Here is a 13,506-nt window from a genome sequence, read left to right as displayed (position 1 = left end):
TCCGACTCTATCAGATCCTTTTCCGATCCGATTTCCTCGGTGCTTTCCAGGTTCCCGCTTTTGTTTCGCGGTTTCCCTTTCCGGCGGTTCCGACTTTATCAGAAGTTTCGGGCCGATCTGACCGGCCATTCATTTTCCGACTTGTTCGGGAGCCTCTGCGGAATCCGAAGATTCAAGAGGCTGACAGATACTAACCGCTGCCGACCGGACTCTGTCCAGTTCCAGGCAACTGTTCGAATCTACCTCCCCACGCGCTCCGTGTCAACGGTTTTTGTGGGGCGAGGAGGAGACTAGCAGTTCAACGGGGCCGGTCGCACATCAGGCGGCTGTCGGCACCGTGGCGCTGCGCTCGGCGGCGTCGACGTCACCCGTGCCCCCGGCACGGGCAGCCTTGCCGCCGAGGATGTAGACGTACGCGAGAAAGGCCAGTTCTGCTGCGATGCCGATGGTGATGCGGGCCCAGGTGGGCAGGCCCGATGGGGTGACGAAGCCTTCGATCGCGCCGGAGACGAAGAGAACCAGGGCGAGGCCGATCGCCATACCGACCGCGGCTCGGCCCTCTTCCGCGAGGGCGGTGCGTCGGGAGCGGGGGCCCGGGTCGATGACGGTCCAGCCCAGGCGGAGGCCGGTGCCGGCGGCGACGAAGACGGCGGTCAGTTCGAGAAGGCCGTGCGGGAGGACGAGTCCGAGGAAGGTGTCGAGGCGGCCTGCCGAGGACATGAGGCCGGCTCCGATGGCGAGGTTGAGCATGTTCTGGAAGAGGATCCAGAGGACCGGCAGGCCCAGGAAGATGCCCAGGACCAGGCACATCGCGGCGGCCTGGGCGTTGTTCGTCCAGACCTGGGCGGCGAACGCCGCGGCCTGGTGGCTCGAGTAGTACGTCTCGTACAGGCCGCCGGGTCGGGTGAGCTGGCGGAGTTCGTCGGGGGCGGCTATGGAGGACTGGACCTCCGGGTGGGTGCCGATCCACCAGCCGAGTGCGGCGGCGACGGCGGTGGAGAGGAGTGCGGTGGGTACCCACCAGTGGCGCGACCTGTAGACCGCGGCCGGGAAGCCCTGGGTGAGGAAGCGCGTCACGTCGCGCCAGGAAGCGCGACGGGTGCCTGTCACCGCGCTACGCGCGCGTGCCACGAGTTGGGTGAGCCGACCGGTGAGCTGTGGATCGGGGGCGCTGGACTGGATCAGGGAGAGGTGGGTGGCGGTGCGCTGGTAGAGGGTGACGAGTTCGTCGGTCTCGGCGCCGGTGAGGTGGCGCTGGCGGCGCAGGAGGGCGTCGAGGCGGTCCCATTCGGCCCGGTGGGCGGAGACGAAGACGTCGAGGTCCATCGGTGTGCCTGCTCCTCGGCTGTTCGTCGGCGGCCGGTGGTGGATGTCAGCTTGTCCTACTGCCGCGCGATGTGCGTTCAGCTTGGCAGACTGGCTGTTCTCGGGGCAGGCCAGGGAAGGGACGACGGACTTGAGTGAGCTGGTGACGGGCGAGGCCGTGGCGTTGGAGCTGCGGCCTGCCAGGCTGCCCAGCCGGGCGTTGGCCATCTTGCTGGACCTGTTCGTGGCGTTCGTGGCCTACATCGTCGTGAGCATTGCTCTGGTGGCGGCGACGGCGTCCCTGGACGAGGCTGCGCAGATCGCGCTGTCGATCGCGACGTTCCTGCTGGTGCTGGTGGGTGGACCGATCGCGGTGGAGACGCTCAGTCATGGGCGGTCGCTCGGGAAGATGGCGTGTGGGCTGCGGGTGGTGCGGGACGACGGCGGGCCGATCCGGTTCCGGCACGCGCTGGTGCGGGGTGCGATCGGTGTGGTGGAGATTCTGCTGACGATCGGCGTGGTGGCGACTATCGCCTCGCTGGTGTCGGCGCGGGGCAGACGGCTCGGTGATGTGTTCGCCGGGACCTTGGTGGTGCGGGAGCGGGTGCCCGCGGGGCAGAGCGGTTTCGTGCCGCCGCCTCCGCCGTGGCTGGCAGGGCGATTCCAAGGACTGGATCTTTCGGCGGTGCCGGACGGGCTGTGGCTGGCGGTGCGGCAGTACCTGGGGCGGATGAATCAGCTGGATCCGCAGGTCGGCTGGGCGATGGCGGAGCGGCTGGCCGGTGAGCTGGCGGCGCGTACGGGGGCTCCGGTGCCGCAGGGGGTGCCGCCGGCCGCGTTTTTGGCGGCGGTGGTGCAGGAGCGGCAGGTCCGGGAGGCGCGGCGGGCCTTCGGGAGCGGTCCGGTCGCGGGGCGGCCTGTGGGTGACGGTCCGCCGAGGCCGTACGGTCCGGGGCCGGGCGGTTCACCGGGTTCGTACGGTCCGTCTGTGTCGTACGGAGCCGTTGGGACGCCGGCGCCCGTTGATCGGCCCGAGGCCGAGGGGCCGGGCAGTGGGTTCGTGCCGCCGGCGTAGCTCTGTGCGGGGTGGGTTCAGGTGAACGTCGACGGGGGTGTTTCGAGGTCTTCCAGCTCGATGCCGGGGGCTGCGAGGACGACGTCGCCGGCGATGTGCACGGTGTGCTGTTCGCCGGTGTCCAGGGCTGTGACCTGGTATTCGTCCACGGTCAGGGGGCCGTTGTCAGTGGCGTGTGCTTCGCTTTTGAGCAGGGCCCAGGACTGGTCCACGGTGCGCGGGGCGAGCACCGGATCCGTGAAGGCGACGAGGCGTACTCGGGTTGCCGAGGAGGAGGGGGTGAGGCGTAGGAGTCGGGTGGTCGCGATGAGGAAGGCGGGGGATGTGCCGGTGAAGGCGTGGGCGGGGGTGTTGCCTTCCGTGGCGTGGGTGCCGGTGGGGTCGGTGCGGACCCAGGTGACGCCGTCCAGGGCTGCGCCGCGTACCTGCCAGTCGCTCGCGTGGAGTTCGAGGCGGAGGGGGCGGCCGAGGTCGTCGAGTGTGAGGTCGACGGAGCCGGTGTGTTCGCCGGTGGGAGTGGTCAGCCGGGAGACGTAGCGCCAGCCGGAGGGGCCGGGGGCGCATTGGAAGTGCTCGAGTGCGAGGGGGGTGTGATCGTGCGGATCGTGGAGCGAATAGCGGCCGCGGGGCATGGGGGTCCTGGGGTGTGACGGGCTGGTCGGCGCTGGTGCGGCCGTGGGCCGACGGGGCAGGCCCCCGGCACGGGGGTGCGGGGGCCTGCCTCGGAGGACCTGCCTGGTGCTGAGGAACGCGTCAGCGCGTGGGTGCGTGGGTGCGCTCCTCAGCATGGCGGGGCTGCGGAACTCAGTAGCGGTAGTGGTCCGACTTGAAGGGGCCGTCGACCTCGACGCCGATGTAGGCGGCCTGCTCGGGGCGGAGCGTGGTCAGCTTCACGCCGAGTGCGTCCAGGTGGAGGCGGGCGACCTTCTCGTCGAGGTGCTTGGGCAGCGTGTAGACGCCGATCGGGTACTCGGACTGCTTGGTGAACAGCTCGATCTGGGCCAGGGTCTGGTCCGCGAAGGAGTTGGACATCACGAACGAGGGGTGGCCGGTGGCGTTGCCCAGGTTCAGCAGGCGGCCCTCGGACAGCACGATGAGGACCTTGCCGTCGGGGAACTTCCAGGTGTGGACCTGCGGCTTGACCTCGTCCTTGACGATGCCCGGGATCTGCGCGAGGCCGGCCATGTCGATCTCGTTGTCGAAGTGGCCGATGTTGCCGACGATGGCCTGGTGCTTCATCTTGGCCATGTCCGAGGCCATGATGATGTCCTTGTTGCCGGTCGTGGTGATGAAGATGTCGGCCTTGTCGACGACCTCGTCGAGGGTCGTGACCTGGTAGCCGTCCATCGCCGCCTGGAGGGCGCAGATCGGGTCGATCTCGGTGACGATGACGCGGGCGCCCTGGCCGCGGAGGGACTCGGCGCAGCCCTTGCCGACGTCGCCGTAGCCGCAGACGACCGCGGTCTTGCCGCCGATGAGGACGTCGGTGGCGCGGTTGATGCCGTCGATGAGGGAGTGGCGGCAGCCGTACTTGTTGTCGAACTTCGACTTGGTGACGGCGTCGTTGACGTTGATCGCCGGGAAGAGGAGTTCGCCGTCGCGCTGCATCTCGTACAGGCGGTGGACGCCGGTGGTGGTCTCCTCGGTGACGCCGCGGATCTCCGAGGCGATCTGGGTCCACTTCTGGGAGCCGTCGGTGATGGTGCGGTCGAGCAGTTCGAGGACGACGCGGTGCTCGTCGGACTCGGCGGTGTCGGCGGAGGGGACCTTGCCGGCCTTCTCGTACTCGACGCCCTTGTGGACGAGCATGGTGGCGTCGCCGCCGTCGTCCAGGATCATGTTCGGGCCGCCGGTGGGGGTGTTCGGCCAGGTCAGGGCCTGCTCGGTGCACCACCAGTACTCTTCCAGGGTCTCGCCCTTCCAGGCGAAGACCGGGACGCCCTGCGGGTTCTCGGGCGTGCCGTTCGGGCCGACGGCGATGGCGGCGGCCGCGTGGTCCTGGGTGGAGAAGATGTTGCAGGACACCCAGCGGACCTCGGCGCCCAGGGCGACCAAAGTCTCGATCAGGACGGCGGTCTGCACGGTCATGTGCAGGGAGCCCATGATCCGGGCGCCGGCCAGCGGCTGAGTGGCGGCGAACTCCTTGCGGATGGACATCAGGCCGGGCATCTCGTGCTCGGCGAGGGTGATCTCCTTGCGGCCGAAGGCGGCCAGGGAGAGGTCGGCGACCTTGAAGTCCTGTCGGCTGTCGACAGTCGTCATGGGGTGCTGCTCCTCGGAGTCGGGTCGAGAGAGTGGGTACGGCTGGTCTGCGCGGCTGCGGACACAGGGGTCCCCCGGGGGGACACAGGCATGCCCGCGTTCGCGCAGCGCAGTCCGTCGGAGGCCCTCTCTCCCTCGGACGGTCCGCACTGGGTCCGCCCGACCGCCATCAGCAGCGACGTTCTGGCTCCGTTCCAAGCTACACCGGAGGTGCGGGGCGGCCCCAGTCCACCTCGGAAACGGTGACAGGACCCACCGGTGGTCCGGCGGGTCCTGTCGGGTGGTGTGCGGGTCAGTGCTCGGTGGGGTGCTGGGCGGGTCCGCCCGGGGTGGCCTCGGGCTTCGGTCCCTTGGCGGCCACGTCCTCGCTGTAGATGTCGGGCTCGAGGTAGATGACGCGGGCGATGGGGACGGCGGCGCGGATGCGGGCCTCGGCGGCGTTGATGGCGTTGGCGACCTGGGTGGCCGTGTCGTCGTGCTGGACGGCGATCTTGGCGGCGACCAGGAGCTCCTCGGGGCCGAGGTGGAGGGTGCGCATGTGGATGACGCGGGTGACGGTGTCGCCGTCGACGATGGCGGCCTCGATCTTCTGGACGTCTTCCAGGCCGGCGGCCTCGCCGAGGAGCAGGGACTTGGTCTCGGCGGCCAGGACGAGGGCGATGAGGATAAGCAGGACGCCGATGCAGAGGGTGCCGATGCCGTCCCAGACGCCGTCGTCGGTGAGGAGGGCGAGGCCGACGCCGCCGAGGGCGAGGATGAGGCCGACGAGGGCGCCGAGGTCCTCCAGGAGGACGACGGGCAGTTCGGGCGCCTTGGCGCGGCGGACGAACTGCGTCCAGGAGTGTTCGCCGCGCAGCGGGTTGGACTCCTTGATGGCCGTGCGGAAGGAGAAGCTCTCGGCGATGATCGCGAAGATGAGGACGCCGACGGGCCAGTACCAGTGCTCGATCTCGTGCGGGTGCTTGATCTTCTCGTAGCCCTCGTAGATGGCGAACATGCCGCCGACGGAGAAGAGGACGATGGAGACGAGGAAGGCGTAGATGTAGCGCTCGCGGCCGTAGCCGAACGGGTGTTGCGGGGTCGCCTCGCGTTGGGCCTTCTTGCCGCCGATGAGGAGCAGGGCCTGGTTGCCGGAGTCGGCGAGCGAGTGCACGCCTTCGGCGAGCATCGACGATGATCCGCTGAACGCGAACGCCACGAACTTCGATGCCGCGATCGCGAGGTTGGCGCCGAGTGCCGCCACGATCGCCTTGGTGCCGCCTGACGCGCTCATGTGTTCGCGTTGTCCCTTCGCCTACGTGCGTACGCCGTGCAGGGCGGGGCCGTGTTGGCTTTGCCCTTCCTTTGCCGGTGGGTCATTGTTGCAGCCCGGTCCGGTGGTGGCGCGTCGGGCTGTCCGGTGCGCGGGGGTCAGGCGATGACCGTGGCGCGGAAGACCGTACCGGTTCCGGACACTTCGGCTTTTTCGCCCGCGGGGACGAAGACGGAGTGGCCGGGGGTCAGTTCGTGTTCGCCCGTGTGTACGGTGCCGGCCGTGCAGAGCAGGATCTGCGGGGTCGGCAGGGTCAGGTCGTGGGCGGGGGCGCCGGCGGGCAGGACGTATCGCGAGAGCCGGAACTCGTCGATGGGGGTGTCGTAGACCTCTTCGCCGTCCGGGGCGGCCTCGGGGCGCAGGACGCCGGGGTCGCCGGGCTCGAAGCGGACGATGCGCAGGAGTTCGGGGACGTCGACGTGCTTGGGGGTCAGGCCGCAGCGCAGGACGTTGTCGGAGTTGGCCATGATCTCGACGCCGAGGCCGTTGAGGTAGGCGTGCGGGATGCCGGCGCCGAGGAACAGGGCCTCGCCGGGCTGGAGTCGGACGTGGTTCAGCAGCATGGCGGCGATGACGCCGGGGTCGCCGGGGTAGTGGTGGGCGATGCCGGCGTAGGGGGCGTAGTCGCCGCCGAGGCGGTCGCAGGCGGCCGCGGCCGCCGCGACGGTGTGGGCCGTCTCGTCGCGGTCGGCGCTGAGGATCGCGGTGAGGACCTCGCGCAGGGCGGCCTCTTCCGGGTGGGCGTGCAGGAGGTCGACGTACGGCTTGAGGGAGTCGACGCCGAGGCCGTCGAGGAGGTCGGCGGCCTGCGTGGGGTTGCGGAAGCCGCACAGGCCGTCGAACTCGGTGAGGGCGCAGATGAGTTCGGGCTTGTGGTTGGCGTCCTTGTAGTTGCGGTGCGGGGCGTCGACGGGGATGCCGCGGCGTTCTTCGTCCTCGTATCCCTGCTTGGCCTGGGTCAGGTCGGGGTGGACCTGGAGGGAGAGGGGGGCGCCGGCGGCGAGGATCTTGAGGAGGAAGGGGAGGCGGGGGCCGAACTTGGCGACGGTCCGCTCGCCGAGTTCGCGTCGTGGGTCGGCCTCGATCACCTCGACGAGGGTGCCCCGGTCGGTGCGCGAGGGTGCGCCCGGGTGGGCGCCCATCCACATCTCGGCCTGCGGTTCGCCGGTCGGCGCGGTGCCGAGCAGCTGCGGGATCGCGGTGGGGGAACCCCAGGCGTAGGGGCGAACGGTGTTGGCGAGGCGGTCCATGCGGTTCTCTCTGCCTGCGGTCGGGTTCTGGGGTCGGGTTCCGCCTGGTGTGGTCAGGCCCCGGAGGCGAGCGCCAGGTAGACGGCGGCGAAGTCCGTGGTGGCGATCAGTTCGGCGAGGGTGACCAGTTCGTCGCCGGCTTCCGGCTCGAGCTCGCTGATCGGCGTGTCGTGGCTGAGGGCCAGTTCGCGGGCGGACGGGGCTGCGGTGAGGCCGCCGATCGGGCGGTCGCGCAGCAGCACTACGCGCGCGTGCAGGGCCGGGGCTTCTTCGACGCGGTCGCGGAAGAAGTCGTCCGGGTCGGCGCTGGCCGCGAGGGGGCCGGCGAGGAGCGCGTTGTGTTCGGCGAGGGCCTCGGGGAGTTCCGAGACGAGGGCGGGTCGGCCGGCGAGTTCGGCGAGGGCGGCTGCGAAGCGTCGGCCGGCGGGGCCTGCCGAGGTGCCTTCGGTCCAGATCACCGGGAGCGCGTCGGCCAGTTCGGCGGCCAGGGTCTTCGCCGGGTTGCTGTAGGTAGCGATGGCGGGGCCGCAGCGTTCGGCGACCCGGTCGAGCCGGTCGGCGACCTTCTCGATCGCCTCGGGCGGCGCGGAGAGCAGTGCGATGCGGTCGAGGAGGGCGAGCAGGGGGGTCAGCAGGGCCCAGAGGACGCCGGGGGCGGAGGCGGCGACGGGGGGCTGCTCGTCCTGTTCGTACGGTGCTGTCGCCAGGGGGACGAACAGGGCGTGGGTGGCGCCGGCCGCCTCGGTGAGCGGGGAGTGGGCGGGGGCCACTGCGGCGACGGTGCAGCCGCGGCGGTAGGCCTGTTCGGCGAGGAGGGCGAGGCCGGGTTCGCTGCCGTCGGGGGTGGCGATCAGCAGGAGGTCGACGGAGCCGGCCCAGCCGGGGAGTTCCCAGCGCAGGGCTCCTGCGGCGGGGGCGACGCCGGTGGGGGTCAGGCGGATGACGGGGCAGGCGGCGCCGGCGAGGGTGCCGAGGAGGTCGGCCACGCAGGTGGCGGCGGCGCCGGGGCCCGCGATGAGGATGGCGCGGGGGCGGCCGTCGGGTTTGAGGTCGTTGACGCCGGCCTCGGCCGCGTGCCGGGCGGCGGTGCGGACGCGGGCGCCGGCTTCGGCCGCGCCGCGCAGGAGTGCTCGGCGGTCGGCCTCGGCGAGGGCCTCCGGCGTGTCGAGCAGCGAGTCGTCGAGCATGGCGGCAGTCTCCGATCGCCTGGGGCGTCGTCGGTTTTGCGGGGCCGGGTGGGGAACGCGAGTCTGTGCTTGGTGCTTGGTGGTTCGTGCCTGGCGCCCGGTGCTCGGCGCCTGGTGGCGGGGGCTTTGTGGGGCGCGCGCGGTGCGTGGTTACGCGGGGTGGCGGGCCTCGTCGACCAGGAGGACGGGGATGCCGTCGCGGACGGGGTATGCCAGGCCGCAGTCCTGGCCTGTGCAGATCAGCTCTGTGTCCTGCTCCTTGAGGGGGGCGTGGCAGGCGGGGCAGGCGAGGATCTCCAGGAGGCCGGCTTCGAGCGGCATGGGGTGTCCCTTCGGGGTGTGCGGGGCGCGGTGCGCGGTGTGGTGGGCGGGTGCGTCGGGGTGCGCGGATGTGCCTGGTCAGGGTACCGCTGGTGGGGGTGGGGCGCGGGGGTTGGGCGGGAAGGGGTGGAGTGCGGCGTGGGGAGTGGGTGGGGGCCGGCCGGCTGGTGCGTTGCGGTGGGCGTTGTGGGATTCGCCCACGCCGACCCTGGCCGTTCCCCTTCCCGTCCCCCTCCCCGGGGACTTCGCCCCTTCGACCCCGGCAGGGCTCCGCCCTTGGACCCGGCGTCGGGGTGTTCCGCGCGCGTTGTGGGGTGAGGCCAGGAGGTCAGGAGCGGATGATCTTCAGGGCCTCGTCTCGGATCCTGGTCATGGTGGATTCGTCCCGGGCCTCCGCGTTGAGGCGGAGGAGGGGTTCCGTGTTGGAGGGGCGGACGTTGAACCACCAGTCGGTGGACGTGACGGTCAGGCCGTCGAGTTCGTCCAGGGTGACGTCGTCGCGGTTTCCGTATGCCGCCTTGATCGCGGCGATGCGGTCGGCCTGGTCGGCGACCGTGGAGTTGATCTCGCCGGAGCCGGTGTAGCGGTCGTACTCGGCGACCAGGGAGGAGAGGGGGGTCTGCTGGGTGCCGAGGGCGGCCAGGACGTGGAGGGCGGCCAGCATGCCGGTGTCGGCGTTCCAGAAGTCCTTGAAGTAGTAGTGCGCGGAGTGTTCCCCGCCGAAGATCGCGCCTGAGCGGGCCATCTCCGCCTTGATGAACGAGTGGCCCACTCGGGTGCGGACGGGGGTGCCGCCGTTCTCGCGCACCACCTCCGGGACTGTCCAGGACGTGATCAGGTTGTGGATGATCGTGCCCTTGCCGCCGTTGCGTGCGAGCTCGCGTGCCGCGACCAGGGCTGTGATCGCGGACGGGGAGACCGGCTCGCCCTGTTCGTCGACGACGAAGCAGCGGTCGGCGTCGCCGTCGAACGCGAGGCCGAGGTCGGCGGACTCTTCGCGGACCCGCTTCTGCAGGTCCACGAGGTTCGCCGGGTCCAGTGGGTTGGCCTCGTGGTTGGGGAAGGTGCCGTCCAGTTCGAAGTACATGGGGATCACGGTGAGGGGCAGGCCCTCCAGGACGGTGGGGACCGTGTGGCCGCCCATGCCGTTGCCCGCGTCGACCACGACCTTCAGGGGGCGGATCGAGGTCACGTCGACGAGTGCGCGGAGGTGCGCCGCGTAATCCTTCAACGTGTCCGTTCGGGAGATCGTTCCCGGTACCGGCGCCGGTGCGGGTTTGGGGGCAGCCGAGTTCATCCAGCTTTCTACCAGTTCCCGGATCTCCGTCAGGCCCGTGTCCTGGCCCACCGGGGCAGCGCCCGCGCGGCACAGCTTGATGCCGTTGTACCGGGCCGGGTTGTGCGAGGCCGTGAACATGGCGCCGGGGAGGTCGAGTGCGCCGGAGGCGTAGTACAGCTGGTCCGTGGAGCAGAGGCCGATCTCGGTGACGTCCACGCCGAGCGCCGCCGCTCCGCGCGCGAAGGCGCCGGTCAGACCGGGCGAGGAGGGGCGCATGTCGTGGCCGACGACGATCGCCCGGGCGTCGGTCACCAGGGCGAAGGCGGCCCCGAAGAGCTCGGCCAGCGACTCGTCCCACTGGTCCGGGACCACCCCGCGCACGTCGTACGCCTTCACGATCTGAGACAGATCAGCAGCCACGGCCACCCTTCCTGAAGTCCTGTAGGTCACCACAAACTACCCGGGCGGGTTCGCCGTCCGCTGTGGGCCCTAGGGCAGCATCCAGTCCAGTACCGGGGAGCTCTGGCCGACCACGATCAGGCACATCACCAGGAGCAGGCCCAGGCTCCACGGGAGGACCTTGCGCAGCAGGTCGCCCTCGCGGCCGGCGAGGCCGACGGCGGCGCAGGCGATGGTGAGGTTCTGCGGCGAGATCATCTTGCCGAGGACGCCGCCCGAGCTGTTCGCGGCGGCCAGCAGCTCCGGGGACAGGCCCGACTCGCGGGCCGCGGTGACCTGGAGGGCGCCGAAGAGGGCGTTGGCGGAGGTGTCGGAGCCGGAGACGGCGACGCCGAACCAGCCCAGTACCGGGGACAGGAAGGCGAGGCCCGCGCCGGCCGCCGCCACGAAGTGGCCGATCGTGGCGGCCTGGCCGGAGAGGTTCATGACGTAGGCGAGGGCCAGGACGGAGGTCACGGTGAGGATCGCGTACCTCAACTCGTGGACCGTCGCGGCCCATTCCTTCAGCGCCACGCGCGCGTGGACGCCGAGTACGGCCGCGGCGGCGATGCCGGCCAGCAGGACGAGAGTGCCGCCGGTCGAGACGACCGGCCAGGTGAAGATGTTGCCGCCGACCGGTTTCCCGTCGGCGTTCACGACGTTCAGGAAGGGCCAGTCGTAGGTCCGGGTGGCCTGTGCGAGCCAGTCCTTGACCGCGGGGATCTGGGCCACGGAGAAGATCACGACGATCAGCGCGTAGGGGGCGTAGGCGCGCAGGATCTCGGGGTTGGGGTCCCGTTCGTCCAACTCCTCGCTGCGGGTGCCCGTCAGCACGGACGCGCGTACCGCTTCGGGAGTGGGCACGCGCGTGTGCGGTACGGCGACCAGGGCGGCGGCGCCCGCCAAGGCGGCGCCGATGTCGGCGAGTTGCGCGGAGACGTAATTGGAGGCGGCGAACTGGGCGACGGCGAAGGCGATTCCGCAGGCCAGGGCCGGAACCCAGGTCTCGCGCAGGCCTCGTCGGCCGTCCACGAGGCCGACCAGGACGAGCGGTACGACGAGGGCGAGCAGCGGAGTCTGACGGCCCACCACGGAGGCCACCGTGTCCAACGGCAGGCCGGTGACCTGGGCCAGTGTCACGACGGGGGTGCCCATGGCGCCGAACGCGACGGGCGCGGTGTTGGCGACGAGGGCGACGACGGCCGCGCGGACGGGGTCGAAGCCGAGGGCGACGAGCATGACCGAGCAGATCGCCACGGGGGCGCCGAACCCGGCGAGCGCCTCCAGGAGGGCGCCGAAGCAGAAGGCGACGACGAGGGCTTGGATGCGCGGGTCGTCGGAGAGGCGGCCGAAGGACCGGCGCAGGACGTCGAAGTGCCGGGTGCGGACCGTCATCCGGTACACCCAGAGGGCGTTGACGACGATCCACAGGATGGGGAAGAGCCCGAAGGCGGCTCCCTGGGCGGCGCTGGAGAGTGTCTGGCCCACGGGCATGCCGTAGGCGAGGCAGGCGACCAGAGCGGCCGCGAGAAGGCCCGTCAGGCCTGCCAGGTGGGCTTTGAGGCGGACGCCGCCGAGGAGGACCAGGACGATCACGAGGGGCAGGGCCGCGACGAGGGCGGACAGGCCGAGCGAGCCGGCGACGGGTTGCAGTTCCTGGACGTACACGGGCGCCCCCGATCCAGATCACGTTCCCGATGACGATTGCGGCCGCGTTCCCGATCGGGTTCTCGATCGGGCTCTCGATCACATTCCGGCCGTTTTTCCGTCATGCGGAAAGCGGTTTCTCGTTCTTCGGCTGAACGGAATGGTCGTGTCCGCGACAACGACACGTCAATGGGCGTGCGTCAGTCCGTGACGAACGGGAGGACGAGCAGGGGGGCGAACAGGGAGGGGAACCGGCTCAGTTGTCGGGTGAGCGCAGCACCCGGAGGTGGCCGCGGCGTGCGACCTCCATCGGGTCCGCCGTGCGTGCGCCGCCGCCGGCCCCGGCCGCGCGGCCCTGCGGGCGGGCCGCCTCGCGGACGGCGTTGGCAAGCGCTTCCAGATCGTCGCCGCTGGGGCGGGCGGGAGCCGAACCGTCGAGGAGCCGGACGACCTCCCAGCCGCGCGGGGCGGTGAGGCGCTCGGAGTGCTCGGCGCACAGGTCGTAGCAGTGGGGTTCGGCGTAGGTGGCGAGCGGGCCGAGGACCGCGGTCGAGTCGGCGTAGACGTACGTCAGCGTCGCGACGGCGGGTCGGCCGCAGGCAGTTCGCGAACAGCGACGTACAGGGCTCACGACGTTGGACGGTACCGCACTCTTGAGCGGGCCGCGACGACTCTCCACCAGGTCACTCCACCGTGTCGTGTTGTGAAACGCCCCACCGACGGCTCCAGTCATACCCCGCTGACCTGCGGGAACACCAGTGATTATGCAAAGGGAGTCATCACCCCGCGGTCATCACTCGGCACAAACAGCATCAATTGCCGCGAGTTCGCCGGTCTCGGAGAGATACGGAAACGAGCCCAACCTTGGCTGGAATGGTCATCCCGCGACATGGGGTGCACCGCGGGCGGCGGCGCCCGGGCCGGCTGGTGGAGCCGGGCGCAGGGGCACGGCGGGGACTACGCTTCAGTGGTGATGGACAGCCCCGTACCGCCCCCCGCCGCAGGCCCAGGACCCCGTCGTCGCGATCGCCACGGCCGGGGGATGCGGGGGCCGATCGCGCCACCCCAGGTGCCGTTGGCGGCCAGCCGCGCCGATGTGTTCGCCGATCTTGTGCAGGACTCCGTGGAACGGCTGGAGCGGCGGTGGCCGCAGCTCGCCGACATCGACTTCGTCGTGCTGGAGGTGCCGCGCCTGGACGCGACCCCGGAGCCGTGGAACGACGAGGCGGTCCCGTTGGGAGGAGTGGTCCCCGCGCGCGAGGGCCGGCGGGCCCGGGTCGTCGTCTACCGGAGGCCGGTCGAGATCCGGACCAAGGGGCGCGACGAACGGGCCGCGTTGGTGCACGAGGTGGTCGTGGAGCAGGTCGCGGAGCTGCTCGGCCTGACTCCGGAGACGGTGGATCCGCGCTACGGCGAGGACTGAGCACCGG

General features: G+C 70.8%; 12 protein-coding genes. 2 read left to right on the top strand and 10 right to left on the bottom strand.

What is annotated here, in order from left to right:
• Positions 1 to 318 precede the first annotated feature (318 nt).
• Positions 319 to 1,326 (bottom strand): stage II sporulation protein M, encoded by a 1,008-nt coding sequence (locus ACWD4O_RS32735; protein ID WP_451285436.1) that lies wholly within the window; start codon positions 1,324 to 1,326, stop codon positions 319 to 321.
• 130 nt (positions 1,327 to 1,456) lie between these two features.
• Here ACWD4O_RS32735 and ACWD4O_RS32730 point away from each other — a divergent pair, with 130 nt between their 5' ends.
• On the top strand, positions 1,457 to 2,380 hold the full coding sequence (locus tag ACWD4O_RS32730; protein WP_451285434.1) for an RDD family protein: 924 nt from the start codon (positions 1,457 to 1,459) through the stop codon (positions 2,378 to 2,380).
• 17 nt (positions 2,381 to 2,397) lie between these two features.
• Here ACWD4O_RS32730 and ACWD4O_RS32725 read toward each other — a convergent pair whose 3' ends face one another.
• From ACWD4O_RS32725 to ACWD4O_RS32685, 9 genes are all read right to left on the bottom strand, one after another.
• Entirely contained in the window at positions 2,398 to 3,012 is a 615-nt protein-coding gene (locus tag ACWD4O_RS32725; RefSeq protein WP_451285432.1) for a hypothetical protein, read from the bottom strand.
• Positions 3,013 to 3,184: 172 nt separating this feature from the next.
• Positions 3,185 to 4,642, bottom strand: coding sequence for an adenosylhomocysteinase (ahcY, locus tag ACWD4O_RS32720; protein WP_451285430.1), 1,458 nt, complete (start codon positions 4,640 to 4,642; stop codon positions 3,185 to 3,187).
• Between the two features lie 292 nt (positions 4,643 to 4,934).
• The gene (locus ACWD4O_RS32715) at positions 4,935 to 5,915 is read right to left on the bottom strand and encodes a cation diffusion facilitator family transporter (RefSeq protein WP_451285428.1); all 981 of its coding nucleotides are present in this window, start codon (positions 5,913 to 5,915) and stop codon (positions 4,935 to 4,937) included.
• A 137-nt stretch (positions 5,916 to 6,052) separates the two neighbouring features.
• Entirely contained in the window at positions 6,053 to 7,204 is a 1,152-nt protein-coding gene (gene manA / locus ACWD4O_RS32710) for a mannose-6-phosphate isomerase, class I (protein ID WP_451285426.1), read from the bottom strand.
• A 53-nt stretch (positions 7,205 to 7,257) separates the two neighbouring features.
• Entirely contained in the window at positions 7,258 to 8,391 is a 1,134-nt protein-coding gene (locus tag ACWD4O_RS32705) for an SIS domain-containing protein (protein WP_451285424.1), read from the bottom strand.
• Between the two features lie 150 nt (positions 8,392 to 8,541).
• A complete protein-coding gene (locus tag ACWD4O_RS32700) occupies positions 8,542 to 8,712 on the bottom strand; it encodes a Trm112 family protein (protein ID WP_190149712.1) in 171 nt (56 codons plus the stop codon).
• A gap of 328 nt (positions 8,713 to 9,040) precedes the next feature.
• A complete protein-coding gene (locus tag ACWD4O_RS32695; protein ID WP_451285422.1) occupies positions 9,041 to 10,411 on the bottom strand; it encodes a phosphomannomutase/phosphoglucomutase in 1,371 nt (456 codons plus the stop codon).
• A 69-nt stretch (positions 10,412 to 10,480) separates the two neighbouring features.
• Complete coding sequence (locus ACWD4O_RS32690; protein WP_451285420.1) at positions 10,481 to 12,097, bottom strand: L-lactate permease; 1,617 nt, start codon at positions 12,095 to 12,097, stop codon at positions 10,481 to 10,483.
• Between the two features lie 235 nt (positions 12,098 to 12,332).
• Positions 12,333 to 12,755, bottom strand: coding sequence for a DUF3499 domain-containing protein (locus ACWD4O_RS32685; protein WP_351918181.1), 423 nt, complete (start codon positions 12,753 to 12,755; stop codon positions 12,333 to 12,335).
• Between the two features lie 363 nt (positions 12,756 to 13,118).
• Here ACWD4O_RS32685 and ACWD4O_RS32680 point away from each other — a divergent pair, with 363 nt between their 5' ends.
• Positions 13,119 to 13,499, top strand: a complete 381-nt coding sequence (locus tag ACWD4O_RS32680; RefSeq protein ID WP_351918183.1) for a metallopeptidase family protein — start codon at positions 13,119 to 13,121, stop codon at positions 13,497 to 13,499.
• Positions 13,500 to 13,506 lie beyond the last annotated feature (7 nt).

Source organism: Streptomyces sp. NPDC002623 (assembly GCF_053592635.1).
This window is presented reverse-complemented; position numbering and strand designations above follow the sequence as displayed.

Coding starts and splice junctions, on each gene's coding strand:
- ACWD4O_RS32735 (WP_451285436.1), bottom strand. CDS start 1,326: ATGGACCTCGACGTCTTCGTCTCCGCCCACCGGGCCGAATGGGACCGC.
- ACWD4O_RS32725 (WP_451285432.1), bottom strand. CDS start 3,012: ATGCCCCGCGGCCGCTATTCGCTCCACGATCCGCACGATCACACCCCC.
- ahcY (WP_451285430.1), bottom strand. CDS start 4,642: ATGACGACTGTCGACAGCCGACAGGACTTCAAGGTCGCCGACCTCTCC.
- ACWD4O_RS32715 (WP_451285428.1), bottom strand. CDS start 5,915: ATGAGCGCGTCAGGCGGCACCAAGGCGATCGTGGCGGCACTCGGCGCC.
- manA (WP_451285426.1), bottom strand. CDS start 7,204: ATGGACCGCCTCGCCAACACCGTTCGCCCCTACGCCTGGGGTTCCCCC.
- ACWD4O_RS32705 (WP_451285424.1), bottom strand. CDS start 8,391: ATGCTCGACGACTCGCTGCTCGACACGCCGGAGGCCCTCGCCGAGGCC.
- ACWD4O_RS32700 (WP_190149712.1), bottom strand. CDS start 8,712: ATGCCGCTCGAAGCCGGCCTCCTGGAGATCCTCGCCTGCCCCGCCTGC.
- ACWD4O_RS32680 (WP_351918183.1), top strand. CDS start 13,119: ATGCGGGGGCCGATCGCGCCACCCCAGGTGCCGTTGGCGGCCAGCCGC.